The sequence below is a fragment of the Myxococcus sp. CA005 genome (assembly GCF_006518205.1).
GTDB lineage: Bacteria > Myxococcota > Myxococcia > Myxococcales > Myxococcaceae > Myxococcus > Myxococcus xanthus.
In genome coordinates, this window is the sequence record NZ_SRLV01000018.1 from 84,650 (window position 1) to 108,031 (window position 23,382).

At 69.4% G+C, this 23,382-nt stretch carries 23 protein-coding genes and 1 pseudogene; 12 read left to right on the top strand and 12 right to left on the bottom strand.

Going from position 1 to position 23,382, the window contains the following annotated elements:
* Positions 1–34: 34 nt before the first annotated feature.
* The 4 genes from FMQ63_RS10865 to rsfS form a co-directional block, all read right to left on the bottom strand.
* On the bottom strand, positions 35–790 hold the full coding sequence (locus FMQ63_RS10865) for a GNAT family N-acetyltransferase (RefSeq protein WP_225909772.1): 756 nt from the start codon (positions 788–790) through the stop codon (positions 35–37).
* 54 nt (positions 791–844) lie between these two features.
* Positions 845–2,002, bottom strand: coding sequence for an RNA ligase RtcB family protein (locus tag FMQ63_RS10870; protein ID WP_011551357.1), 1,158 nt, complete (start codon positions 2,000–2,002; stop codon positions 845–847).
* Between the two features lie 63 nt (positions 2,003–2,065).
* A complete protein-coding gene (locus FMQ63_RS10875) occupies positions 2,066–2,530 on the bottom strand; it encodes a 23S rRNA (pseudouridine(1915)-N(3))-methyltransferase RlmH (RefSeq protein ID WP_011551358.1) in 465 nt (154 codons plus the stop codon).
* Between the two features lies 1 nt (position 2,531).
* On the bottom strand, positions 2,532–3,101 hold the full coding sequence (rsfS, locus tag FMQ63_RS37855) for a ribosome silencing factor (RefSeq protein ID WP_216608724.1): 570 nt from the start codon (positions 3,099–3,101) through the stop codon (positions 2,532–2,534).
* Between rsfS and FMQ63_RS10885 the strand changes: the two genes are divergently transcribed.
* The gene (locus FMQ63_RS10885; RefSeq protein WP_171442961.1) at positions 3,100–3,477 is read left to right on the top strand and encodes a tetratricopeptide repeat protein; all 378 of its coding nucleotides are present in this window, start codon (positions 3,100–3,102) and stop codon (positions 3,475–3,477) included. The genes rsfS and FMQ63_RS10885 overlap by 2 nt on opposite strands.
* Before the next feature lie 9 nt (positions 3,478–3,486).
* On the opposite strand, the gene FMQ63_RS10890 is transcribed toward FMQ63_RS10885, so the two are convergent.
* Positions 3,487–4,608 carry a hypothetical protein gene (locus FMQ63_RS10890; protein WP_011551361.1) on the bottom strand — a complete coding sequence of 374 codons (1,122 nt, stop codon included), beginning with the start codon at positions 4,606–4,608 and terminating at the stop codon, positions 3,487–3,489.
* Positions 4,609–4,646: 38 nt separating this feature from the next.
* On the opposite strand from FMQ63_RS10890, the gene FMQ63_RS10895 reads away from it, so the two are divergent.
* Positions 4,647–5,183 carry a hypothetical protein gene (locus tag FMQ63_RS10895; protein ID WP_171452236.1) on the top strand — a complete coding sequence of 179 codons (537 nt, stop codon included), beginning with the start codon at positions 4,647–4,649 and terminating at the stop codon, positions 5,181–5,183.
* Between the two features lie 23 nt (positions 5,184–5,206).
* On the opposite strand, the gene FMQ63_RS10900 is transcribed toward FMQ63_RS10895, so the two are convergent.
* The gene (locus tag FMQ63_RS10900; RefSeq protein WP_026114143.1) at positions 5,207–6,253 is read right to left on the bottom strand and encodes a hypothetical protein; all 1,047 of its coding nucleotides are present in this window, start codon (positions 6,251–6,253) and stop codon (positions 5,207–5,209) included.
* A gap of 173 nt (positions 6,254–6,426) precedes the next feature.
* Positions 6,427–7,836, bottom strand: a complete 1,410-nt coding sequence (locus tag FMQ63_RS10905) for a sigma-54 dependent transcriptional regulator (RefSeq protein ID WP_020478237.1) — start codon at positions 7,834–7,836, stop codon at positions 6,427–6,429.
* A gap of 162 nt (positions 7,837–7,998) precedes the next feature.
* Here FMQ63_RS10905 and FMQ63_RS10910 point away from each other — a divergent pair, with 162 nt between their 5' ends.
* The 3 genes from FMQ63_RS10910 to FMQ63_RS10920 all read left to right on the top strand — a co-directional run bounded on the left by FMQ63_RS10910 (position 7,999) and on the right by FMQ63_RS10920 (position 11,564).
* The gene (locus FMQ63_RS10910; RefSeq protein ID WP_011551365.1) at positions 7,999–8,580 is read left to right on the top strand and encodes an NUDIX hydrolase; all 582 of its coding nucleotides are present in this window, start codon (positions 7,999–8,001) and stop codon (positions 8,578–8,580) included.
* A 230-nt stretch (positions 8,581–8,810) separates the two neighbouring features.
* Positions 8,811–9,554, top strand: coding sequence for a TenA family transcriptional regulator (locus FMQ63_RS10915; protein ID WP_011551366.1), 744 nt, complete (start codon positions 8,811–8,813; stop codon positions 9,552–9,554).
* Between the two features lie 219 nt (positions 9,555–9,773).
* A complete protein-coding gene (locus tag FMQ63_RS10920) occupies positions 9,774–11,564 on the top strand; it encodes a methyl-accepting chemotaxis protein (protein WP_026114142.1) in 1,791 nt (596 codons plus the stop codon).
* Here the strand turns inward: FMQ63_RS10920 and FMQ63_RS10925 are convergent.
* Positions 11,548–13,041 (bottom strand): ATP-binding protein, encoded by a 1,494-nt coding sequence (locus FMQ63_RS10925; protein ID WP_011551368.1) that lies wholly within the window; start codon positions 13,039–13,041, stop codon positions 11,548–11,550. The two genes, FMQ63_RS10920 and FMQ63_RS10925, sit on opposite strands and share 17 nt — an antisense overlap.
* 308 nt (positions 13,042–13,349) lie before the next feature.
* On the opposite strand from FMQ63_RS10925, the gene FMQ63_RS10930 reads away from it, so the two are divergent.
* Positions 13,350–13,901 (top strand): dihydrofolate reductase family protein, encoded by a 552-nt coding sequence (locus FMQ63_RS10930; RefSeq protein WP_011551369.1) that lies wholly within the window; start codon positions 13,350–13,352, stop codon positions 13,899–13,901.
* A 61-nt stretch (positions 13,902–13,962) separates the two neighbouring features.
* Here FMQ63_RS10930 and FMQ63_RS10935 read toward each other — a convergent pair.
* From FMQ63_RS10935 to radA, 4 genes and pseudogenes are all read right to left on the bottom strand, one after another.
* Positions 13,963–14,794 (bottom strand): annotated as a pseudogene (locus FMQ63_RS10935) (glycosyl hydrolase family 18 protein); the annotation flags it as partial.
* A gap of 142 nt (positions 14,795–14,936) precedes the next feature.
* The gene (locus FMQ63_RS10940) at positions 14,937–15,506 is read right to left on the bottom strand and encodes a DUF1629 domain-containing protein (RefSeq protein WP_011551371.1); all 570 of its coding nucleotides are present in this window, start codon (positions 15,504–15,506) and stop codon (positions 14,937–14,939) included.
* 15 nt (positions 15,507–15,521) lie between these two features.
* Positions 15,522–16,862, bottom strand: coding sequence for an AHH domain-containing protein (locus FMQ63_RS10945; protein ID WP_026114140.1), 1,341 nt, complete (start codon positions 16,860–16,862; stop codon positions 15,522–15,524).
* Positions 16,863–16,948: 86 nt separating this feature from the next.
* Positions 16,949–18,316 carry a DNA repair protein RadA gene (radA, locus tag FMQ63_RS10950; RefSeq protein ID WP_011551373.1) on the bottom strand — a complete coding sequence of 456 codons (1,368 nt, stop codon included), beginning with the start codon at positions 18,314–18,316 and terminating at the stop codon, positions 16,949–16,951.
* Positions 18,317–18,498: 182 nt separating this feature from the next.
* Here radA and FMQ63_RS10955 point away from each other — a divergent pair, with 182 nt between their 5' ends.
* The 6 genes from FMQ63_RS10955 (at position 18,499) to FMQ63_RS10980 (ending at position 23,382) form a co-directional block, all read left to right on the top strand.
* Positions 18,499–18,768: a GlsB/YeaQ/YmgE family stress response membrane protein gene (locus FMQ63_RS10955; protein ID WP_020478235.1), complete on the top strand. Its 270-nt coding sequence runs from the start codon at positions 18,499–18,501 to the stop codon at positions 18,766–18,768.
* A 140-nt stretch (positions 18,769–18,908) separates the two neighbouring features.
* A complete protein-coding gene (gene bioB, locus FMQ63_RS10960) occupies positions 18,909–19,949 on the top strand; it encodes a biotin synthase BioB (RefSeq protein ID WP_011551374.1) in 1,041 nt (346 codons plus the stop codon).
* Positions 19,950–19,956: 7 nt separating this feature from the next.
* Entirely contained in the window at positions 19,957–21,132 is a 1,176-nt protein-coding gene (gene bioF, locus FMQ63_RS10965; RefSeq protein ID WP_011551375.1) for an 8-amino-7-oxononanoate synthase, read from the top strand.
* Entirely contained in the window at positions 21,125–21,808 is a 684-nt protein-coding gene (bioD, locus tag FMQ63_RS10970; RefSeq protein WP_011551376.1) for a dethiobiotin synthase, read from the top strand. Before bioF ends, bioD begins: the two co-directional genes overlap by 8 nt.
* A 132-nt stretch (positions 21,809–21,940) precedes the next feature.
* Positions 21,941–22,219, top strand: a complete 279-nt coding sequence (locus FMQ63_RS10975) for a hypothetical protein (RefSeq protein WP_026114139.1) — start codon at positions 21,941–21,943, stop codon at positions 22,217–22,219.
* The gene (locus FMQ63_RS10980) at positions 22,216–23,382 is read left to right on the top strand and encodes a pyridoxal phosphate-dependent aminotransferase (protein WP_011551378.1); all 1,167 of its coding nucleotides are present in this window, start codon (positions 22,216–22,218) and stop codon (positions 23,380–23,382) included. Before FMQ63_RS10975 ends, FMQ63_RS10980 begins: the two co-directional genes overlap by 4 nt.

Genomic DNA, 23,382 nt, shown 5'->3' on the forward strand with positions numbered 1-23,382 from the left:
GCGCCAGACGGGAGAGGACAAAAAGCGAGCGCGTCTATTGATACTCGCGGAAGGTCCCCTGGGGTACGAAACCCAGCCGGGAATAGACGCCCTGGCCCTGCGCGGACGCCTGGAGGGTGGCTGTCCGGTAGCCCGCCTCCCGGGCATCCAGCAGGGGTGCCAGCGTGAGCGCCGCGCCAATGCCTCGTCGCCGAGCGTGCCGCACGGTGGCCACCGAGTAGAGGCCCGCGACCCCCCACGCCCGGTGGCACTCACTGGCGGCGACCGCCTCGCCGTCCAGGTAGCCCACGAAGAAGCGGATGGGGCTGTCGGGTGCGAGCGCCACGTGCGCCGTCCTCGCGTAGAAGTCCAGCACGTGTGGGTCGGCGGGCTCCCAGTTCGCCGCGACGACGCGGGCGAAGTCCGTCAGGGTGTGTTCGTCCTCTGCGCGGCGGATGCACAGCCCCGAAGGCAGCGCGAGTCCTGGCAGGCGGGAGAGGTCCATGGACATGCCCAACTCCTGCTCGGCGTTCACCAGACCGTGCGCCGACAGGCGGGCGTCCAGGTCCTCGGGCGCGGCGTCCGGTCCCACCCACCATGCGAAGGGAAAGGCCTTGTCACGGAAGTGGGAGACGGCGGCGGCGATGCGCGCGTCCGCTTCGTGGCGCTCGAGCCGGGCCCGGCACACCACGTTGAAGGTGTTGCAGGGCAACCCGGAGTCGACGAGCAGCAGCCCGGGAGTGTCCTTCACGATGGCGCCGGGGAGGCTTCGCGCCAGATAGGTCATGTGCTCCACCTGATTGGCTTCCATGGCGGAGCGCACTCGCGGGGAGTCTGGTTCGAGGAAAGGCTGCATACGGGGACCCTACTCCGGCCGGGCGCGCGTCTTGTACGTGAGGACGGGCGCCAGGGTGGCCACCACTCGGACCAGCCCCGCTTCCACCAGGTCCGTCACCACGCGGTCGATGGGCTTGTACGCGGGCGGCGCCTCCTCGAAGAGGAGGTCCTTGTTCTCACACACCACGTGGCTCTTGAAGGCGGTGCGGGTGAGTGATTCCGCCGTGAAGCGTTCGCGCATCCGTTCCCGGGCGGCCGTGCGTGTCCACTTGCGGCCCGCGCCGTGCGCCAGGCTGTGCGCGCTGGCGTGGCTCTCCCCGGTTGGAATCACCAGGTAGCTCAGTGCGCCGCGGCTGCCGGGAATCACCACCGGCCCTTCGTCGGACGGCGCCGCGCCCTTGCGGTGCAGCCACTGCGTCCGTCCCGTGTCACGCCGAGGGGTGACACTGTTGTGGCACACGTCGAGGACTCGCTGGCCCATCGCGCCGATGCCGTCCAGCATCCGCCGCGCCACCAGGGCCCGATTGGCCCGGCCCCAGGCCACCGCGTGGTCATGGCGCGTGAGGTAGGTCTGCGCCTCGGATGAGTCGTCCGCGAGGCCGCCCGCCGCGTGCCGGTCCACATGGGCCCGGAGAATCGCTTCACCCAGGCCGCGCGAGCCGGAGTGCACCAGGAGCAGCAAGCGGTCCGCCTCCAGGCCCAGGGCGCTGAAGACCTTCGCGTCATGGACCGCGTCCACCCGCTGCAACTCCGCGAAGTGGTTGCCGCCGCCCACCGTGCCCAGCGCGGCCTCGTAGCCCGAGGACTTCACGCCGTGCTCCTGGAGGAAGCCTTCCGTGTCACCTGTCCACGGGCCTTCCAGGTCCAACTTGCCTGCCCAACGCTCGGGCTTGGCTTTACGTGCCAGCAGGTCCACGTTCCACAGGCCCATGCCACAGCCGATGTCACTGCCGACCAGATAGGGATAGAGAAAGCCTTCGGAGGTGAAGGCCGCGCCCACCGGAGCACCCTTGCCGGGATGCAGGTCCGGGAGGCCCACCGCCAGCTTCATTCCTGGCAAGCGGGCCATGGCTTCGAGTTGCCGCACCGCCTCGCCTTCCACCCAGGACTGGGCGGAGGCGATGACACGCACGGGCGCCTGCGGCGCGGAAGTGGGGAGATGTTCAGAGGAGGCGTCAGTGCGCATGCCCGGGCTGACGGCACCCGCGCGCCACGCCTGACGGTGGCGCCGGGCCCCGTGCCCGGCCGCCTACTTGTGGTACGGCTCGCCCTTGAGGATGGTGAACGCGCGGTAGAGCTGTTCGATGAGCACCACGCGCGCCAGCCGGTGAGGCAGCGTCATCTTCGACAGGGACAGCGTGAGGTTCGCCGCGTCCCGCACGCGCGCGTCGAGCCCTTCGTCCCCGCCAATGATGAACAGCAGGTCCTTGGCGCCCGTCTGCGCCTTGCCGACGTAGCGGCTCAGCTCGACGGAGTCGAGCAGTGAGCCGCGCTCGTCCAGGGCCACCAGCCAGTCCTGCGGCTTGCGCTTGGAGAGAATCGCCTCGGCTTCGGCGGCCTTCGCGTCGCCGGGCTTGAGCCGCTTGCCGCTGGCCTCCGCCATCTCCACCAACTCGAAGCGGGTGTAGTGGCCCAGGCGCTTGGCGTACTCCTGGACCGCGGGCTCATACAGGCCCGAGCGGTCCTTGCCGATGGAGAGGAGCCGGACCTTCACCTCAGGCCAGCTTCTCCCGAGACGCGTCGGCCCAGAGTCCCTCGAGGTCGTAGTGCGCGCGCAGGTCGGTGAGGAACAGGTGCGCCACCACCTCGCCGTAGTCGAGCAGCACCCACTGGCCCGTCTCGAAGCCCTCGGTGCCGATGGGACGCATGGGCTCGTCACCCGTCTTGAGCTGCACCTGGACGTTCTCCGCCATGGCGCTCACCTGACGGTCGGTCTCCGCGGAGGCGATGACGAAGTAGTCCGCGTAGGACGTCATCCCGCGCACGTCGAGGATGACGACGTCCTGCGCCTTCTTGTCCACCAGCAGGTTGCCGATGCGGTGCGCCAGCGCCTTGGCGGCCGGGTTCTCCGCGGGGCCCACCTTCTGGGGCGGGGCAACTGGGAGCTTCGCCTTCTTCTTCTTCGCGGGGGCCTTGGCGGCCGCCTTGGCGGGGGCCTTCGCCGCCGACTTCTTGGCTGCGGGGACCTTCTTCTTCGCGGGCGTCTTGCCCGATACCGTCTTCTTCCGGGCCGCCGGGGCCCGGGTGGTGGTCTTTTTCGCGGTCGTCTTCTTCTTCGTGGCCATGTGCGGCGCACCCTACCGCACCCTTGGCAACACGGAAGCGGTCCTCTATCTGTTGGTGTCCATGAGCGACGCCCGGCTGGAACAGTTCAAGAAGATGGTGGTGGACTTCCCGGACTCCCCCATGAGCCATTTCTCCCTTGGGAAGCTGTACCTGGAGCGGCGGCAGTACCCCGAGGCCGCCCAAGCCCTGGAGTCGGCCGTCCGGCTGGACCCCACCTATGCGGCCGCCATGGTGGCCCTGGGGGATGCCTGGGCCGGGGCGGGGGAGTCCGACAAGGCGCGCGAGGTGCTGGGCCGGGCCCGGGAGCACGCCCTGGCCCAGGGGCACCCGGGGCTCGCCGAGGAAATCGACGAGCGCATCGCCGACCTGTCGTAGGCCGCGCCCTCAGTAGCGCCAGGTGAAGCCGGTGCTGAAGACCTGGCGCGTGTAGGTGAGCGAGTTGCGGGGCAAACGGGTGCTCCAGATGCCCCAGGCCACCTCCAGGTCCAGCGACTCCGTCAGCGGCCGGGCCAGCTTCACCGACAGCGAGTTCTGCCCTTCGTCCTCTTCCACCAGGATGATTTCCGGGGAGAGGTAGATGCCGTCCGGATACTGGATGATGCCCAGCGAGCCCTGCGCCAGCAGGGTCACCCGCCAGGGCAGCCGGACGCCGGCGTTGGCCGACACCCGGTGCCGGCGAATCGTCTCGCCGTAGCTGTTGGAGGAGCTCTCCTGGAAGGCGTACGTCAGCCCCAGGGCCAGCGGGCCCCGGTAGGTGTACGACGCTCCCGCCGTCAGGGCTGCATCCTGACGCCGGCCGGCGAGGAATCCCGAGCCGCCCCCCGTCTCCGGCGGGCGTGCCCGGGGTGGGGTGCCGAAGCGCCGGGAGTTCCAGTCACCGAAGACGGACAGGCTGTGCCGCCGGTCGAAGCGGTAGCGGCCCAGCACACCCACCTCGGGGCCGCCGAAGTTGGCGGTGGGGTCTGGCCGGTACACGAATCGCCGGGCGCCTGCCCGCACTCGCAGCGCCAGTCGCACGTCCGGGGCGTATTCCAGGAACGCGGTGGTCCCCAGGTCCGAGTACGAGCGCGAGCCACCCCGCCGGTCCTTCGCATGGCCCTCCAGGCCGATTCCCAGCGCCGTGCCCAGCGTGTGTGACGCCTCCACCGCGCCTGACTGCACCAGCGTGTTCTCGTCCTGGTACAGGAGGTACACGCGCGTGCCCAACTCGTAGCGGCCCACCAGTTGGGCCTGTTCGAAGGAGCCGCGCCCCTCGGCGGAGCCCAACAGGCTGAGGGCGAAGTCCCGCTCCGGGCTGGGGGTGAGCTGGTCGGAGAAGTCCCGGGGCGCGTTGGTGTCCAGCAGCAGGCGGCCGGTTCCCCTCAGTGCCCCTTCCCACTCGGCCGCGGGCGCACGGCCGGCGGCGAGCATGGCGAGGACGAGCAGGAGCGGCGCAAAGGAGCGGACCACGGCGCGCGACCATACTCCGTCGCCGGAGGGCAGGGGCGGCCGTCCAATCGCTCCCACCGGTGACGACGCCCCCGGCGGCCCGTTACATTGGGCGAATGCGCTTTGTGTCCCTTCTCGCGGTGGCCTGCCTGGGCCTGTCCGCCTGCGCCTCCTCCTCCTTCACCACCGAGGTGAAGGGGGAGTCGACCGTGCCCGCGGGCCCGCCTGGCGTCGACACGCCCCTCAACGGCCTTCCCGCCATCAGCAGCTTCGCGGGGATGGACTTCGACAAGAACCAGGACTTCAAGAACCAGGGGATTCACAAGGGCGAGGTGACGTCCGTCAAGGTGGAGTCCCTCACGCTCAAGGTCCTCAGCCCCAATGACCAGGACCTCCGTTTCCTGGACTCAGTGGAGTTCTATGCCCGCGCGGGAGACCGGGAGGCGCGCATCGCGGCGCGCCAGGACGTGTCCGCGCTGGACCTGAGGCCGCCCAACCCCGTGCTGTCGCTGCGCGTGGACAACGTGGAGTTGCAGCCCTTCGTCTCCGCGCCGTCCATGAGCATCATCATCCGCGGCCGCGGCATCATGCCGGCGCGCGAGGTGCGGCTGCAGGCGGTGGTGAAGCTCCAGGTGGAGACCGGGCTCTTGTAGTCCGGTGCCGGGAGGCGCGTCCCTCAGGGGACGCCCATCTCCTGGGCGCGGCGCTCCAGCTTCGTGGCGCGGCCCTCCAGTTCCCTGGCCAGCGTCTCCAGCCGCGTGGCCTCTGCCTCCATCGCCGCCAGGTCCACGGGGCCGCCCGACGCCAGGTCCTGGGCGCGCTGCGTTTCGACCTGGGGCCGCCGGTCCGTGGCCCGGGATGACAACTGCGTCGGATAGGGGGGGCGGCTCGGGTCGACACCTTCACCGGGGCGTCCGCCCACGTTGGGGGTCGGATCGTCGGGGCTGTCACCCTGGAAGGTCGGCGCACTGGGGCCTGGCACGGAGCGCTCCACCTGCAGCGTCCGGTCGCTCCCCATTCGCAGGCGCAGCCGCCGGTCCTGGTCGTCGAACATCGACTCCTCGCCGAGGAAGTCGTTCATGCGCCGGTCCAGGTCGCGCTCCTCGCGCACCTCGGTGATGCGGCCGCGGAGCGCCTTCAGCCGCTCGCGCACCTTGTCCCGGGTATCGCGGAGCGTGTCCGCCTGGGCCAGCAAATCCTCGGGGTCATCACCGCCCGCGGTGGCTTTGTCCAGCGAGGGCACCTGGGACGCGGGCAGGGCGGCGCGGATGGCTTCCCGCTCGGCGCGAACGGAGCGCACCGCCTCCAACAGCTTCTCCCGCTGGCCCCGGTCCGCCGTGCCTTCCCACGCCGCGAGCAGCCGCGTCAGCTCGTCCGACAGCGCCGTGTGCAGGGCGAGGTGGGCGCGCTCCGCTTCGCCCTCCGCCGCGACGACGGCCTGCGCCAGCCCGGTGAGCTGACCGCTCAGCTCCTGCGAACGCCGCAGCGCGTCCTCCAGCTCCGTCCCCGCCATCAGCCGGCCCTGGCGCTGCGCCTTCAGCGTTTCGATGCGTGCGGCCAGCCCGTTGAGCTCGTCGCGCAGGGCCTGCTGCTGACCCCGCAGCGAGCGCGTCTCCGCGCGAGCCGACTGAGCCCTTCCCCGCACCGCCTCCAGCCCAGACGCGGCCTGACCGGGCATGGCCAGCAGCAGGCTCAGCAGGAGGGCGAGGGAGCGGAGATTCATCAGCGACAGCCCCAGAGCAAGGTGAGTGCCAGCCTGTCTGCCCATCCCCAGGGTTCGCGGCCACTCGGCGCCCAACAATTCCGGACACCTGGAGCATCCAGGGGGACAGGGGCGGAGGTGGGATACCGGTGAAAAGTCATGGGGGGCGGGGGCGGATGACAGATTTTCGAGGTTCAGCTCTCCTCGGGAGGCGTCCCCTTGGGGAGGAAGCCGTACTTCTCCAGCTTGTAGTACAGCGCGGACGTCTTGATACCTAGCAGGCGGGCCGTCTCCGTCTTCACGCCGCTGGCCTTCTCATAGGCCCGGGCGATGAGCTGACGCTCCAAATCCTCCAGGATGTCGGGCAGGGGGCGGTCGCCCTGGAGCACTGGCAGGCCCGCCTCGACGCGCGGGGTGCCACTGGCGGTGAGGTGTGAGGGCAGGTCCAGGTCGGTGAGCTGCTCACCTTCGGCGAAGACGAGCGCCTGTTCGATGACGTTCTCCAGCTCGCGCACGTTGCCGGGCCACGCGTGGCGGGCCAGGGCGCGCAGCGCGCTGTCGTCCAAGCCCATCACACGTCGGTTCACGCGCATGGCGTGCTTGGCCACGAAGTGTCGGGCCAGCAGGGAGATGTCCTCGGGACGCTCGCGCAGGGGCGGCAGTACCACCGGAACGATGTGCAGGCGGTAGTAGAGGTCCTCGCGGAAGCGTCCGGCCTTCACCTCGGCCTGGAGGTCCCGGTGGGTGGCGCTCACCACGCGCACGTCCACCTTGAACGTGTCCTCTCCGCCGACGCGCTGGATTTCCTTCTCCTGGAGCACGCGCAAGAGCTTCGTCTGCACAGAGGCGGGAATCTCGCCAATCTCGTCCAGGAACAGCGTGCCGCCGTCGGCCAGCTCGAAGCGCCCCAGCTTGCGCTTCACCGCGCCGGTGAAGGCGCCGCGCTCGTGCCCGAACAGCTCGCTCTCCAGCAGGGTCTCCGCCAGCGCCGCGCAGTGCACGACGATGAAGGGGCCGTCTCGGCGCGGGGAGCGCTGGTGGAGCATCCGTGCCACCAGCTCCTTGCCGGTGCCGCTCTCTCCGCGCACCAGCACCGTGGCGTCGCTCTGCGCCACCTTGAGCACCTGGGACACCAGCCGCTGCATGGGCTCGCTGTCGCCCACCAGGCTGCCGTGCGTGAGGGCCGCGTCCGTGTCGTGCGCGGCGGTGCGCGCCGTCAGTCGCTCCACCTGCTTGCGCGTGGAGGCCAGCTCCAGCCCCTTGTCCACCTTGGCGCGCAGCACCTCGGGCGGGAAGGGCTTGGTGATGAAGTCGTAGGCGCCTTGCTGCATCGCCTGCACCGCGGTCTCGATGGTGCCGAAGGCCGTCACCACCATGACGACGGCGCCGGCATCCAGCGCCTTGAGCGACTTCGTCACCTCGATGCCGTCCATACCGTCCATCTTCAGGTCGGTGACGACCAGGTCGAACGGTGCCTTGCGGTAGGCGGCCAATCCGTCCTGGCCACTGCGCACCGCGGACACGGTGTGGCCTGCCCGAGTGAGGGTGACAGCCATCCCTTCACGCAGCGTGTCGTGGTCGTCGATGACGAGGATTCGCGCCATGGCTTGAGTCGATTCTCCCTGCATCCCGAGGCCGGCCGCCTCCCGGGGCCGCCGGATGAGAGCACATCCGGACCGGCTCACTCCACCGGCTCAGGAGGTTGTCACATGTCACGGGCGTGAGAAGGTGCTGGCGCCGCCTGGCCGGGGGCAGTACGGGGAGGCATGGAATCCGAAGTTTCTTCCGCCACGTCCCTCCAGGCCCTGCTCGAGCGCCACGTTCCCGAGGACGTGAAGGAGCGAGAGGACCTGGAGCGCATGCGCCACTTCGCCCGTTCCCTGGCGCGGCCCTTCTCCCGGGAGCAACTGGAGGCCCACTTCACGGGCAGCGCGGTGGTGGTGGACCCAGAGGGCGCGCGCGTCGTCCTGTTGCATCACCGCAAGCTCCAACGCTGGCTGCAGCCCGGAGGACACGCGGATGTCACGGACGCGGGCCACATGGAGGCCACGGCGCTGCGTGAAGCCCGTGAGGAGACGGGATGTCGCGTGTCCCTGCACCCGGCCGCGCCCCAGCCGCTGGACGTGGACATCCACACCATCCCCGCGCGCCGCGACGAGCCGGAGCACCACCACCTGGACGTGCGCTTCCTCGTGGTGGCGGAGAACCCCGACGCCCTGGTGCATGACCCGGCGGAGTCCTTCGGCGTGCGGTGGCTCACCTGGGATGAAGCCATGACGCATGCGGACGAAGTGCCTCTGCGTCGCATGCTGGCGAAAGCCCGGCGCGTGGTGGCCTCCGCGCCCTGAAGCGCTCGAAAGCGGAAGCGCGCACGGCCTCGCGGTCAGGGGCACTGTGGCTTCGCGGACCGAGCGCGCGCGCCCGCACCCGGATTTGAAACAAAATATGGGAAACACGGCCTGATTGCCTTTGGGCCGATGGTGCCGCTGGAAAGCGATTGCAACCATGCCGTCCTGCTTGGGCGGGTGAGGGAGGCCATGCCGGCCTGTCACCTGTCGGGAAGCCAGGAGCCGTGCCCATGTCGTCCGCCGCGCCCCACCGTTACAGCCCCCCTGTGCTCACGCTCACCGCGCACCCGCGCTGGCTGGAGTCGATGTTGGAGTCCGTGCGCGACGAGTGGAACGCGGCCTGCTGGCCTCCGTTGTTCCGCGCGACGGCTGACGGCCAGCGTCCGCCGCTGCGTCACTGGCGGCGGGTGCTGTCCCACTTCTTTCTCATCGTCGAGTCCTTCCCCAAATACATGGGCCTGTCGCTGGCGAAGACGACTTACGGCCAGCGTCCCGGCGACGCGAGCGCCCGCCGCTGGCTGCTGCAGAACCTGGGCGTGGAGGCGAAGCATGCCGAGTGGTTCATCGACTGGATGCGCGGAATCGGCCTGGCGCCGGAAGATGTCTTCACCCAGCGTCCCCTGCCGGAGGTGCGAGCGCTGCATGAGTTCCTGCTCGACACCTGTGCGCACGGGACACTGGCCGAAGGCGTGGCCGCGTCCAACTGGGCGGTGGAAGGCATCACCGGCGTGTGGACGCGGGAGGTGGTGGAACCCTTCCGCGCCTATGCCGAGGACGGCGCGCGCATCGACGCGTATTCGATGATGTGGCTCAAGGTGCACGCGCGTTATGACGATCAGCACCCGGAGGAGGCGCTTGAAATCATCAAGCTGTCCACCGACGCGGGCACCGGTGAGCCCTTCCGCGTCCAGGCCGCGGCCAGGAAGTCGCTGCAGATGTATGCCGCCGCGCTCCACGCGTGCTGCAACGACTGAATCGCGCGACACCAGCGCACAGCCCTCTGGTGCGCCTCCCGCACAATTCGAGGCCCCGCGTGGGCTCGTGGGCCCCGTGTTTCATGTGCTCTGTCCGGAAGGCGGCAGCTTCCGGATGACCCGCCTGTCCGCTTCGCGCGGAGAGTGCCGTACTTGCGGGTGAGGACTTCCGGCTCTGCCCTCGGGGTGTGAGCCCATGGCCTCGGGGGGATGTGCCACATGAATGCCGAAGACAAGGTCATCCAGGAGTACCGGGGACGTGCGCTCAAGGTGTTCATGTTGTGGGTGCTGCCGGTGGCGCCCATCGCCGCGTATCTCAATGGCATGGCCATGGGCGTGGCGGGTTGGTCGGGCCTGATTGCGGTGGCGTGGGTGCTGCCGCCCATCATCGTGGGCCTGGGCATCGCCTATCCCGCGTTTGTGATGCACGTGCTGGTAAACGGCGCGCTGCGGGAGCGGCCGGAGGACACGCCCGGCGCGCGGCTGGAGCGAATCCTGCGCCTGCCGTGGCGCGCGGCGGTCGCATCCTCGTGGGGCGCGTGGACGCTGGGAGGTCTCTGGTTCAGCCTCCACGTGTGCCTGCTGTGGAAGAAGGACCTGTCCCTGGTCGTGGTGGGCACGCTCATCGGCATCTGCTTCGGCGTGGTGCAGGGCTTTCCCATCAGCGTCACGCTGGAGCGGTTGCTGTTGCCGCTGGCGCTGGAGGAGCAGCGCAAGGACCCGACGATGGCGCTCAAGGGCGGAGGCTTCTTCTGGCCGCGGCAGGCCTGGTTCATGCCCGTCACCTTCATTGGCTCCAGCATCTGCGCGTTGGTGCTGAGCGGGTGCGTGGTGCTGGTGAAGCTGCAAGGCGTCCGGGACGAACTGCACAATGCGCTGGTGGCGGAGGGCGCGCACGGCTCGGCGGAGACGCTGATGGGCATGGGCGGCATGCTGGCGGGTGAATTGGCGTTCGGGCTGGCCTGGGTGGGCGGATTGCTGGCGATTCCCGCCGTCACCACCTGGATGCTGGCGCGTCGTCAGGCACACGCGGCGGGCGCGGTGGGCGTGGCCATCGAGTCACTGTCCGCGGGGCGCGTCGTCTCGCCCGCATGGGTGTCCACGGATGAGATGGGGGACTTGTCGGCTGGTATGAACGCGGTGCTCGTTCGCCTGCGGCAGTTGCCCCTGGCGCTCAATGCCTCCGCCACGCGGCTGAGCGGCGCGGGGCGCCACCTTCGGGATTCGCACGATGAGCACCAGCAGAGCCTGGTCCGTCAGGCGTCCGCGCTGCACGAGGCGCAGATGACGTCGGAGGAGATTCGGCGCACGTCGCTGATGGCCGTCGAGCGAGCGGAGGAGGTGCTTCAAGTGGCCCGCCGCTCGGAGGCCCTGGGACAGCAGGGAGAGTCCGCCGTGGAGCGGAGTCTCAACGGCCTGGCGGACATCCGCCGCGTGGTGGACGGCATCCAGGAACGGCTGACGCGGTTGGCCCAGAGCACCACGCAGATTGGCGAAATCACCGAGACGGTGAAGGACCTGGCGGACCAGTCCCACCTCCTGGCGGTCAACGCGGCCATCGAGGCGGCGCGCTCGGGCGAGCAGGGGCGGGGCTTCGCGGTGGTGGCCCGCGAGATTCGCGGCCTGTCGGACCAGTCCATCCAGGCCACGCGGCGCATCCGCGGCATCCTCCAGGACATCAGCACGGGCATCCGCGACGCGGCGAAGATGGGGGAGGCCGGCGTGCAGACCATTGGCACGGGCCTGGACCAGATGCGGGCGTCAGGGGACTCGCTGCGGGAGCTGTCTCGCATCGCCCAGGAGAACTCCACCGCGGCCCGGCAGATTGCCGCCGCGGTGACACAGCAGGATGCCGGCTTCACGCAAATCTTCGACGCCATCGCGGACCTGTCGCAGCTCATGGACGCCACGCTGAAGCGGTTGGAGTCCACACAGGAGGCCACCGACACGCTGAGGGTCGTCTCCGACGACGTGGCGCGGATGGCGCGGCAGTTCAACGCGACGGGGTGACGGATACGCCGTGGCCCGGCTTTCCACCCAACGGCAGCGTGAGGATGAAGCGCGTGTCTCCAGGCGCGGAGTCCAGCCGCAGCGCGCCGCCGTGCGCGAGCGCAATCTTGTGCGCCAGTGGCAGGCCCAGGCCGGTGCCCTTCTCGCGCGTGGTGAAGAAGGGCTCGAAGATGCGCTCGCGCGCCGTGCCGGGCACGCCGGGGCCCGTGTCGCGGACCTGGATGGTGTAGTGGCCGTCTTTGGACGCGCCGGACACCTGTACGCGCCCACCCGGGGGGGAAGCCTGCACCGCGTTCTTCACCAGGTTGACCAGCGCCGCGGTGAGCAGGCTGCCGTCAGCTTCCAGCACCGCGGGGGAGGCGTCGATGTCCACCACGACGTCGCGGGCGCTGGCCTCGGCGGCCATCAGCTCGCAGGCGACGGAGAGCAGCGTGGGGGCCTCCACGGGCGCGCGGGCCAGGGGCTGCTCGCGGGCGAAGGCGAGGAAGTCCTCGACGATGCGCTGGAGGTAGGCGACCTCGCGTTGGATGCGCTCCACGTGCGCGCCCGCGTCGGCGTGGGCGCCGGCCTGGAGGTCCTCCTTCAAGATTCCGGAGAAGAGCGCGATGCCGCCAATGGGGTTGCGCACCTCGTGGGCCACGCCCGCGAGCATCATCTTCAACTGACGGTCCCGGCTCTCCAGGGCGCCGCGCATGTCCTCCAGCTCGCGCGCGAGGACGCCGATTTCCAGCGTGGGCTCCGGTGGCACCGGGGTCGTCAGGTCGCCCCGGCCGATTCGCAGCGCGGACGCCATCAGCCGCCGCAGCGGCCGGGCCAGACCGCGCGCCGTCACCAACGCGATGACGGCGAGCGCGCTCAGCGCCACCGCGCCCATGATGGCGTAGGTGCGTGACAGTCGCTGCAGGGGACCGAAGAAGGCGGCGCTGGCCTCCACTCCCACGGCGCCCACCACGCGGCCCTCGTACAGGATGGGCGCATACCCCGTCTTGTAGCGCTGTCCGTCCGAGCCGGTGAAGAGCACCTGACTGGCGGCGCGCTCCCCGGCGAAGACACGGGTGAGCTCCAGCCTGTCGCGCGCCAGCTCCGGCATCTCCGCGCCCACCGGGAGCCCGCCCCCGACGTCCACGCGCATCCGGCCCTGCGTGTCCACGGCGTAGACGCGGCGCACGCCACTGGCCTCCGCGATGTTCTCGAAGGTGCGGACGAAGTTGCGCCACGTGCGGGTGCTTGCCACGTCGTCGCCGGGTTCGATGGTCAGCAGCCGCTCGCCATGGACCTGGGTGGCGGTGGCGGCGGCGATGCCGCTGAGGCTGGTGCCCAGCTCTTCTTCCAGGATGACGCGCGCGAGCTGGTAGACGGCGGTGCCCGCCACCGCGACGAAGAGCAGGGTGGGCACGAGGAACGCCACCAGTAGTCGCGCGGAGAGCGAGCCCAGCGCGTCACGCCATCGCGAAGTGTGTGGGGCAACGTGGGGCATGTCCGGGGCGGGACTCTAATCGAGCCTCGTCTCCCTCGCGGGGGCGCGGCTGTGTGCTGCTGCCTGCTCGGATGGGGGTTGCCGAGGGCGCCTTCGTGTGCGTACTTTATATGTGGCGCCTCACGGCGCTGTCCCATGACCTTCGCTCGCTAACCCAGGCTTCCGTGATTGCCCTTGCCGCTCCGGCCGATGTGCCGTGGCGTTGACGTGGGCTTCTGTCCGGATGCGTGGGTCCCCGCTGTGTTTCCCAGTCGTCTTCCTGAACCTGAATGACCGGCGCCTTTGCGCGCGCGGCATGGAGAACACGTATGCGAAAGCTCAAGTACCACGTTGCCACCAGCGTCGACGGTTTCATCGCCCACGAGGACGATACGTACGGCGCCTTCATGCAGGACCGCCTCATCAAGGACAGCGAGCATGTCGCGGACTACGTCGCGTCGCTGGCGACCTATGCGACGGTGCTCATGGGGCGGCGCACCTATGACGGCGGCCTCAAGGTGGGGGTGACGGACCCCTATCCGAACATGGACACCTACGTCTTCAGCCGCACGATGAAGGAGAGCCCGAATCCGCGCGTGAAGCTGGTGTCGGACGACGCGGTGGGCGAGGTCCGGCGTCTGAAGGCGCAGGAGGGCGGTGACATCTACCTGAGCGGTGGTGGCGCGTTCGCCGGGCTGCTGCTCGCCGAGGGGCTGGTCGACGAGGTCCTGCTCAAGATGAACCCGCTGATACTCGGCTCGGGCATCCTGCTGGCGTCCTCGCTGAAGCAGGTGGTGGACCTGGACCTCAAGTCCACCAAGGTCTACGCCAACGGCGTCGTGCTGCTGCGCTACGCCGTGATGCCTCGGCCGCAGGCTTAGCTCGCGGTACCTCGGGAGGGAGCGTGTCCGCGTGACTTGGACGCGCTCCCTCCGGGTGTGGTTACTGGTGGAGGAAGGCGCCCTTCACCGCGTCCAGCAGCGGGTTGGCGCCGGTGGTGGGGTTGGTGCAGCCCTGGTTAAGGGTCCAGATGATGGTGCCGCCGAAGCCGTTGTCGCGGGCGTAGGCGCCCTTGGCGGCGATTGCCTCCGGGCTGTCATAGGAGACCCATCGCACGGTGCCGTCCTCCACGGGCGTGTTGAACGTGACGTAGCTGGCCGCCGCCACCGCGTCCCAGCGGTACGTGCCCGACGAGGAGAGCTAAGGGGATGCCCATGTCCAGCTTTGCCTTCGGGATGCCTGTGCGGGCCCAGCCCTGGAGGCTGGAGGACACGGACGTCGGCCGGTTGCCGGACGCGCCGTAGAGCGCGGACGTGTACCAGGACTGCCAGCCGTCCCATGGGCCAATCATCTCTCGTAGGACATGATGTTGATCTGGTCCAGGTACGGCGCCAGGTTGGCGAATCACGGGTCCGCGTCGCTGGCGAAGTTGCTGTTGAGCCACCCGATGGGGAAGGTGAGCAGCATGTTCGGCTTCGCCGCGCGGAGCTCCTTCACCAGCGCGAGCAGGTTCGGCTTGTCGGCCGCTTCCACCGGCTCCCAATCGATGTGGAGCCCGTCGTAGCCGAAGGTGTCCATGGAGTTGAGCAGGTTCTGTACGAACTTCGCCCGGTTCGGTTTGGAGGCCGCGGCCACCCAGCCCGCGTGCTCGCCCGCGCCGCCCACCCTGATGATGGCCTTGCGGCCGGCGGCGTGGGCTCGCTGAGCGGTCGAAGGCCGTGTTCAGCGAGCCATCTGGCTTGGGCGTCACGCGGCCGACGATCCGGTGAGCCATGCGTCTGATTTACGAGGAGGCTGAGCCTGTCAGCACCTTGAGAGGGCAGTTTCCCGGAGTACTGTTTGGGACGACTTCTGTAAGCAAGCGCAGGGTTGCTGGGGCGCTGGACCCCTTGGTGAAATCCTTCAGGGAGACCGGTCTACACCTCGGTGAAGCGTGCGCCCGTGGTCTGCTCCTGCTCGATGGCCACCTTGAGGTCTTCAGAGACAATCAGGGCGATGTCCCAGCCCCATGTCCGGAACAGCTTGGCGCTGCCCACAAGGCCCGGGTCGATGCGCAGGCCCGCGACGGAGCGGTATTCGCCCACTCGCTCGGGTTGGCCGTGCTCCGGCTTCCAGTAGCGGACTTCTCTGCTCGCGTTCGGGTCAATGCACCGAATGAGCTTCGTCGCTACGAGGATGAGGTATTGATCCGGCTGGCCTTCGACGTCCACGGGGATGAACTGCACGTCGTCGGGCGCCAGCTCCGAGAGGCGGGTTGCCACCTTGACGTGGACGATGGGGGTGGCGCTGATTCCCGCGGTCGAAAAGTCCAATGGCCGGCCTGTCGCGGTAACGGGGACTTTCATGCGGCCCTGGATGGAGATGGGCCTTCCAGCAGTGAACTCGCAAGCGTCCGCCTCTTCGTGCGTCACGGCACGTCGAGGCTCACCCAGATACCAGTGCCCTGGCTGGACGTCTTCGGACAGCGCGAAGTAGCGATGTGCCATGGCGGAGTCTTACCGTTACTTGCCCCGGGTCACGAGCCTGTTGAGCTCTGTTCCCTGCGTGATGACTTCCTCCGCCATTTCGCTGAGCGCCGAGGTCAGCGCCTTCCGACAGGACTCCACGGTGCGGCATGCTCGGGTTGCATCACGGAGTCTCGCGAAGACCAACGCATGATACTCCTGTGGGTGCGGTCCATGATGTCCCTGAACGGGGACGATGTTCTCTGGGTCCTTCAGCTCCATCCCCGCCTTCTTGAAGAACTCCTCGAACCTCGGTGTCCAGGGGCCACCGCGTGCCGTGGACACGCTGTTTTTGTTCGTGGCGAGATGGTGCCGGTGCGTCCAGCGTTTTGAAGAGTCCTGCGTCGACATGGCCACGGCGGTGGGGGCCAGGGCGACGGTAAAACCCTCGGCGGTCATCGCCACCGAACCCACGTTGCCAATGGACGTGAATCGAAGCCCTGCCTGGGATTCGATGGCGAGGGCTGCCTGCGCGGAGTTGGGCAGTGACGAGGACTTTGCCGCGAGCCCCGCGGTGCTTCCGATGGCGGCAGTGGCCAGCATGACGAAGACCCGGGCTGCATTCACGCCAAGGACTTCTCCGTAGGACTCGCCGGCTTCGCTGAGTTGCTCGAACGTAGTGGCGTGGTCCACCGTTCGGACCAGTGACACCCATCCGTCAAGCAGCCGCCACACCATGTCGACTCCCAGATAGGCAATGGCGGTCGCGGTGATGAGCGCTGCGACTCCCTTGCTCGTGGGTTCCGGCAGCGCCCAGAGAAGCAGATACATGCTCACCGACGCTGTCACCGTTGCCATCACGGCCTGAGGGTCCGTCATGCCTTCCAACGCTTCGGTGGTCTCCTCCCAGACCGAGTCCATGGCGATGGCCATGGCCAACGCGTACTTGCCGTCGCTCGCAATGAGCGGCCCTTCGTCCAGGAGGCGCAGGCAATCGCGAGACTGGCCCTTGCGGTGACACCACGGGCCGTACGCTCGCGTGAGTTCGTCGTCCGCGTACGACATCCGTAAGCGAGGACCTTGGTCGCTTTCGTCTTGGGGGATGAGCCGCTGGCTGCGGCCCTCGTACCAGTACACGCCGCTCCGCCGAGGTACGCCCATCAGGAGTCGTGCGTGATTCAGTGGCTGTCGAGCGGGCCGCACGTCCCAGGCGAGTCTCGCCAGCGCTTCTTGAAACGCACCAGCCTCTACTTGGGAAGCTCGTAGATTGGCCTCTGTCGCGTCCGGAGGTGCGACGAGGATGGGTGCCTCATCGCCGATGTCGAGACGCACGCGGCGAGAGGCCGAACAGCTCACGGCGAAGAGCAGGAGTGGCAGCAGCGCCCATCGAAGCAGCATGGAGGTCCCCCGGGATGGGCACCCCGTCATTTAGCGGTGCCCGCTCCCAGGTTATCCGTTGCCGCCAACGCTGTGCCCGCGTCGGCTCAGTCGAACATCGCGACGAGCGCGTCGCCGAGCGTCTCCACGCCGACGATCTTCATCTTCGGGCCTGCATCCTCCAGGCGCCGCGCGCTGCCCGCGGGCATCACCACGCGCTGGAAGCCCATCTTCGCGGCCTCCGCCAGTCGGGGCTCCACCTGACCCACCGCTCGCACCTCTCCCGCGAGGCCCACTTCTCCGAGCACCAGCGTCTTCGGATCCAACGGACGATTCTGGAGGCTGCTCACCAGCGCCGCGCACACCGCGAGGTCACACGCGGGCTCGGTGAGCTGCATGCCGCCCGCCACGTTGACGAACAAGTCACAGCCCACCAGCGGAATCTCTTCCTTCTTCTCCAGCACCGCCGCCAGCAGCGCCACGCGGTTGCCGTCCACGCCAATCGCCGTGCGCCGCGCGGTGCCGTAGCCCGTGGGCGCCACCAGCGCTTGCACCTCCACCAGCAGTGGGCGCGTACCGTTCAGCGTGCTCGTCACCACGCTGCCAGACTTGCCCACCGGCCGCTCCGACAGGAAGAGGGCGGAGGGGTCGGACACCTCCACCAGCCCCGCGCCCTTCATCTCGAAGACGCCAATCTCGTTCGTGGAGCCGAAGCGGTTCTTGTGCGCGCGCAGGATTCGGAACGGGTGGCCCCGCTCACCCTCGAAGTAGAGGACCGTGTCCACCATGTGCTCCAACACGCGCGGGCCCGCGATGGAACCTTCCTTCGTCACGTGGCCTACCAGGAACGTGGGCACCCCCGTGCGCTTCGCGTAGGCCATCAGCCGGCCCGCCACCTCGCGCACCTGGGTGATGCTGCCGGGCGCGTTGCCCAGCTCCGGCAGGTACATGGTCTGGATGGAGTCCACCACCAGCGCCTGGGGCTTCAACGCCTCCGTCGCCGTCAGCACCCGCTCCGCGTCCGTCTCTGCGAACAGGTGGATGGCCTCTCCCTCCACCCGGAGCCGCTCGGCGCGCATCTTCGTCTGTCGCAGGCTCTCTTCACCGGAGACGTAGAGCACCGGTCCGTGGCGCGCCAACCTGTCCAACGCCGCCAGCAGCAGTGTGGACTTGCCGATGCCCGGGTCGCCACCCAGCAGCACGATGGAGCCACTCACCACGCCGCCGCCCAGCACGCGGTCGAATTCGGCGATGCCCGTGCGCCGGCGCGTCTCCGTCTCGCCGCTCACTTCCTTGAGCAGCATGGGCCGCGCCGAACCGCCCGAGGCACCCCAGGCCGGACGTCGTTCATCCGCCTTCGGGTCCGTCTCCTCCAGCAGGGAACTCCACGCGCCACAGTCCGGACACTTTCCGAGCCACTTCGCCGTTTTGTATCCACACGCCTGACAGGTGTAGTGCGTCTTCGCCTTCGCCATGGGTTGGGTGAATAGCGCGGAACCCTGACGTTTTTGCGACCTTACGGGCAGGCACGACCGCAGAGCGGGCAGGCACCATGTCAAGCCCCCCGCGCCAAGTTGTACGAACGGGAGGGGCAACCCAGGTTTGCTCCCAGGTGGGCGTCGCACCCTGCGTCGCTAAACAAGCAAGGGAGGTAGTCATGGGGATTATCGCGTTTCTGGTCATTGGCCTTCTCGCGGGTCTCATTGCCCGCGCGCTCATGCCGGGCAACCAGTCGATGGGGCTCCTCGCCACCACGCTGCTGGGGATCGCCGGCTCCTTCGTGGGCGGTTTCGTCGCTTCGCTCTTCCGCAGTGATGGCCGCGTCTTCGACCTGCACCCGACAGGGCTCCTGTTCTCCGTCCTGGGCGCACTCCTGGTGTTGTTCCTGGTGGGCCTGGCAGGCAGGGGCCGCCGCGTCCACGTCTAGGGCCGCGCGTCAGTTGACGCGCTGAGTCCCTCTTGAGGGGAGATGGACCCTGGAGAGTCGTCAACCAACCTGCTCGCGGGCGTTGACAACTTTCCGGGGTCCACGCACGTTCGGGCCCTCATCCGTCCGTAGAGGAGCCCATGCCCGATACCGCCACTGTCTCCAGCGAGAGCGAGTTCTCTGGTCACGCCCACGTCGCCGCGCCGCCACCGGCGGGCGTGGACGTGCGCCATGACTGGTCGCTGTCGGAGGTGAGGGCCCTCTACGAACTCCCGCTGCTGGACCTGGTGCACAAGGCCCAGACGGTCCACCGGGCCGTGTTCGTGGACAACAAGGTCCAGCTCTGTTCGCTGCTGTCCATCAAGACGGGCGGCTGCCCGGAGGACTGCTCGTACTGCCCGCAGGCGGCTCGCTACAAGACGGGCGTCAAGGCGGAGAAGCTGATGGCCGTGCCGGACGTGCTGGATGCCGCGTCCAAGGCCCGCGCCGCCGGAGCCACCCGCTTCTGCATGGGCGCCGCGTGGCGCGAGGTGAAGGACGGTCCGCAGTTCGACAGCGTGCTGGAGATGGTGCGCGGCGTGCGCGCGCTGGGCATGGAGGCGTGTGCCACCCTGGGCATGCTCTCCGAGAGCCAGGCGAAGCGCCTGCGCGAGGCCGGCCTGTCCGCGTACAACCACAACCTGGACACGTCGCCCGAGCACTACGGCGACATCATCTCCACCCGCACCTATGAAGACCGCCTGCGCACGCTCAACCGCGTGCGCGACGCCGGCATCTCCGTGTGCTGCGGCGGCATCATTGGCATGGGCGAGTCGGTGGATGACCGCTGCAACCTGCTGCGCACCCTGGCCAACCAGGAGCACCACCCGGAGTCGGTGCCCATCAACGCGCTGGTGGCCGTGGAGGGCACGCCGCTGCAGGAGCAGCAGCGCGTGGAGACGGTGGACATGGTGCGCACCATCGCCACCGCGCGCATCCTGATGCCCCAGTCCATGGTGCGCCTGTCCGCGGGCCGGCAGCAGATGAACGAAGAGGCGCAACTGCTGTGCATGATGGCGGGCGCCAACTCACTCTTCTTCGGCGAGAAGCTGCTCACCACCGGCAACCCCGAGTACACCCAGGACATGGCCCTGCTGGAGAAGGCGGGAATCCGCCCCCTGGAGCCGCGTCAGGAAGGCTGAGCCCACCGTGAGTGATGAAGCCGTCGCGGCGGCGTGGGCCCGGGAGGACCTGGAGGCCCTGTCCGAGCGCGGCCTGCGCCGCTACCTGGAGCCCCTGGACTCTCCCCAGGGGCCCGTGGTGCGCGTGGGGGGCGAGACGCTCGTCAACTTCTCGTCCAATGACTACCTGGGGCTGGCCGCGTCACCCACCGTGCGTGCCGCGGCGCTGGCCGCCGTGGAGCGCTACGGCGTGGGCACCGGTGCCAGCCGGTTGGTGGTGGGCGACACCGCCGCGCATCACCGGTTGGAAACGCGGCTGGCCGCCTTCGAGCGCGCGGAGGCCGTGCGCCTGTTCAACAGCGGCTACGCCGCCAACACCGGCATCATCCCCGCGCTGGTGGGGTCGGAGGACGCCGTCTTCTCCGATGCCCTCAACCACGCCTCGCTCGTGGATGGCTGCCGGCTGTCACGCGCCCGCGTCTGCGTCTATCCGCACGCGGACGTGGAGGCGCTCACGCGCGCCCTGGCGGAGACGCCCGCGCGCCGCAAGCTGGTGGTGACGGACACCGTCTTCTCCATGGACGGAGACGTGGCCCCGCTGCGCGACATCGTCGCCGCGTGCCGGGCCCACGGCGCCGCGCTGATGGTGGACGAAGCGCATGCCACCGGCGTGCTAGGCGCACGTGGAGCGGGCCTCTGCGATGAGCTGGGGTTGGAAAGCGAGGTGGACCTGCGCATGGGCACGCTGAGCAAGGCGCTGGGCGTCATGGGCGCGTACGTGGCGACCTCACGCGAGGTGGCGGACCTGCTGGTATCCCGCGCGCGGCCCTTCGTCTTCTCCACCGCGCTGCCCGCGCACCTGTGCGCCGCCGCCGAGGCCGCCGTGGACGCCGTGGAGGGCGACCCGGACCTGCGCGAGCGGCTGTGGCGCAACATCCGTCGCTTCGCGGACGGCCTGCGCGGCTTGGGCGTGCGCGCCGAGCCTCGCAGCGCCGTGTTCCCCCTCATCCTCGGCGAGCCCGAGCGGGCGCTGGACGCCGCGCGCCGTCTGCGCGAGGCGGGCGTGCTGGTGAAGGCCATCCGCCCGCCCACCGTTCCCGAGGGCACCAGCCGCCTGCGCTTCTGCCTGTCCGCTTCCCACACCGTGGGCCACGTGGACCTGGCGCTGGAGGCGCTGCGCAGCGTGGGAGTCCGCCGTGGCTGAGCGTGGCAAGCCGTTCCAGATTTTCGTGACGGGCACGGACACCGGCGTGGGGAAGACGCAGGCGTCGTGCGCGCTCCTGTCGCTGCTGGCGGACGCGGGGCTGCGGCCCCAGGGCTTCAAGCCCTACGAGAGCGGCTGCGCGTCCCTGCGTGCACCCGCGGACGCGCTGGCCCTGCGCGCGGCGGCGGGCAGCTCGCTGAGCGTGGATGAAGTGTGTCCTCACCGCTTCCGCCTGCCCGTGGCCCCCGGCGTGGCCGCCAGCCGCCTGGGACGCGAGCCCGACTGGGACGTCACGCTGGCCGCGTGGCGTCGGCTGTGCGGGGGCAACGCCGTGGTGGAGGGGGCAGGGGGCCTGTTCGTGCCGCTGGACTCGAAGCACGACGTCATCGACCTCATTGCCACCTTGCGCCTGCCGGTGCTGCTGGTGGCGCGCGCGGGCCTGGGCACGCTCAACCACGCCGCGCTGTCGCTCCAGGCGCTGGCCGCGCGCCGCATTCCCGTGCGGGCCGTGCTGCTGTCGCGCGGGACGTCCGCGAAGGATGTTTCGGAGCGCGACAACCGGCGGCTCCTGGAGTCGCGGCACGGCGTCCCGGTGCTGGGACCGGTGCCCTATCTTCCCGACGCGCGGCGCCGCCATGCCGCGTTTCGCCGCGCGCTGCGGCCGTTGCTGCCCTGAACGCGCGGAGGCCGGAAAATCGGCCTCCGGCGCGTTTCCTTCCGAGGGCGAGTGCTACAGGTTGCGCAAGTTTTCGGGACATCCGGCCGTGAAATGGACGTGCCGTTTTTTCCGCGCGAGAACGCCTCACGAATGGCGGACATCATCGACCTCACGTTCCTCGCGGACGTCCGGCGGTTCTACAAGAAGCTCATCGACCAGAGGGGGCTTTCCTACTTCCTGCAAAAGGAAGGGCCTCGGCTCTTTCACATCGAGCCCTCCAAGGTGGAACTCGTGCTCCGGACCGCTCTGCGCACGCGCGACCCTCAACTTCCCCGGCCTCACGACAAGGCCATCGAGCACTGCCGCAAGGAGGTTCGCCGCGACCTGATTCGTCGTGTCGCGAACGCCATGCTGCAAACGGGCCTGTGAGCCGCTTCTCCGCGCGGACGGACTTCGCACGGACACCCAACCCGCTGGCACTGGCGCTCGAGAGGCTCCGCGCCAGCGGGCGTCCCCTCCTGGACCTGACGGAATCCAACCCCACGCGTGTGGGGTTGCCCCTGCCGGACGCGGCGCTCCTGGCCCCCGAGGACGCCTTCTCCTACGAACCCGAGTCCCTGGGGCTCGCCTCCGCGCGACAGGCGCTGGTGGCGGACTTCGCGGCGCGGGGCGCCCAGGTTTCCGAAGCGCACCTGCTGCTGACCTCCAGCACCAGCGAAGCCTACGGCTGGCTCTTCAAGCTCCTGTGCGAGCCAGGGGACAACGTTCTCGTCCCGGCCCCCTGCTACCCCCTCTTCGAGCACCTCGCGCGCCTGGAGGGCGTCCAGACGCGTTCCTATGCCTTGCCGCGCGCGCATGGCTTCGGCCTGGACGCGGGGGAGGTGGCTTCGGCGTGCGACGCGCGCACCCGCGCGGTGCTGGTGGTGAACCCCGGCAACCCCACCGGCCACTTCCTGCACGACGGTGAACTGGCGGCGCTGGCGGACGTGTGCGCGCACCGCCAGCTGGCGCTCGTCTGCGACGAAGTCTTCTCGCCCTTCGCATCGGCGCCGGCGCCCGGGCGCGTGGCCACCGTGGCGGGGCGCGCGCTGCCGATGCTCACCTTCGCCCTCTCCGGCCTCTCCAAGTCCGCGGGGCTGCCCGGACTCAAGCTGGCGTGGACGCACGTGGGCGGGCCCGCGGCGCTCCGTGACGAGGCGCTGGCCCGGTTGGACTGGGTGGGGGACACGTACCTGCCCGTGGGCACGCTCGTGCAGCGGGTCCTGCCCGCGCTCCTGGCCCATGCGCCGCGCTTCCAGGCGGCGGTGCTGGAGCGGGTGAGGGGCAACCGCCAGCGCCTGCTCGCGGCCCGGCCTCGCGACGCCAACTGGGACGTGGTGCCGGCGGAGGGCGGGTGGAGCGCGGTGGTCCGGATTCCGAGGGCGCCCGGTGAGGAGGCCACCTGCCTGGCCCTGCTGGACGCGGGCGTGCGGGTGCAGCCGGGCTACTTCTACGACTTCGGCGGCGGCGCCTTCCTCGTGCTGTCGCTGCTGCCCCAGCCCGAGGATTTCGCCGCCGCCGTCGAGGTGCTCGCGCGGACGTTGGGGCCCTGA

Coding starts and splice junctions, on each gene's coding strand:
- FMQ63_RS10885 (WP_171442961.1), top strand. CDS start 3,100: ATGTGCGGCGCACCCTACCGCACCCTTGGCAACACGGAAGCGGTCCTC.
- FMQ63_RS10915 (WP_011551366.1), top strand. CDS start 8,811: ATGTCGTCCGCCGCGCCCCACCGTTACAGCCCCCCTGTGCTCACGCTC.
- FMQ63_RS10975 (WP_026114139.1), top strand. CDS start 21,941: ATGGCGGACATCATCGACCTCACGTTCCTCGCGGACGTCCGGCGGTTC.
- FMQ63_RS10945 (WP_026114140.1), bottom strand. CDS start 16,862: ATGCTGCTTCGATGGGCGCTGCTGCCACTCCTGCTCTTCGCCGTGAGC.
- radA (WP_011551373.1), bottom strand. CDS start 18,316: ATGGCGAAGGCGAAGACGCACTACACCTGTCAGGCGTGTGGATACAAA.
- FMQ63_RS10925 (WP_011551368.1), bottom strand. CDS start 13,041: ATGCCCCACGTTGCCCCACACACTTCGCGATGGCGTGACGCGCTGGGC.
- FMQ63_RS10895 (WP_171452236.1), top strand. CDS start 4,647: ATGCGCTTTGTGTCCCTTCTCGCGGTGGCCTGCCTGGGCCTGTCCGCC.
- FMQ63_RS10910 (WP_011551365.1), top strand. CDS start 7,999: ATGGAATCCGAAGTTTCTTCCGCCACGTCCCTCCAGGCCCTGCTCGAG.
- FMQ63_RS10865 (WP_225909772.1), bottom strand. CDS start 790: ATGGAAGCCAATCAGGTGGAGCACATGACCTATCTGGCGCGAAGCCTC.
- FMQ63_RS10905 (WP_020478237.1), bottom strand. CDS start 7,836: ATGGCGCGAATCCTCGTCATCGACGACCACGACACGCTGCGTGAAGGG.
- FMQ63_RS10900 (WP_026114143.1), bottom strand. CDS start 6,253: ATGAATCTCCGCTCCCTCGCCCTCCTGCTGAGCCTGCTGCTGGCCATG.
- FMQ63_RS10940 (WP_011551371.1), bottom strand. CDS start 15,506: ATGGCACATCGCTACTTCGCGCTGTCCGAAGACGTCCAGCCAGGGCAC.
- FMQ63_RS10920 (WP_026114142.1), top strand. CDS start 9,774: ATGAATGCCGAAGACAAGGTCATCCAGGAGTACCGGGGACGTGCGCTC.
- FMQ63_RS10870 (WP_011551357.1), bottom strand. CDS start 2,002: ATGCGCACTGACGCCTCCTCTGAACATCTCCCCACTTCCGCGCCGCAG.
- bioB (WP_011551374.1), top strand. CDS start 18,909: ATGCCCGATACCGCCACTGTCTCCAGCGAGAGCGAGTTCTCTGGTCAC.
- FMQ63_RS10955 (WP_020478235.1), top strand. CDS start 18,499: ATGGGGATTATCGCGTTTCTGGTCATTGGCCTTCTCGCGGGTCTCATT.
- rsfS (WP_216608724.1), bottom strand. CDS start 3,101: ATGGCCACGAAGAAGAAGACGACCGCGAAAAAGACCACCACCCGGGCC.
- FMQ63_RS10930 (WP_011551369.1), top strand. CDS start 13,350: ATGCGAAAGCTCAAGTACCACGTTGCCACCAGCGTCGACGGTTTCATC.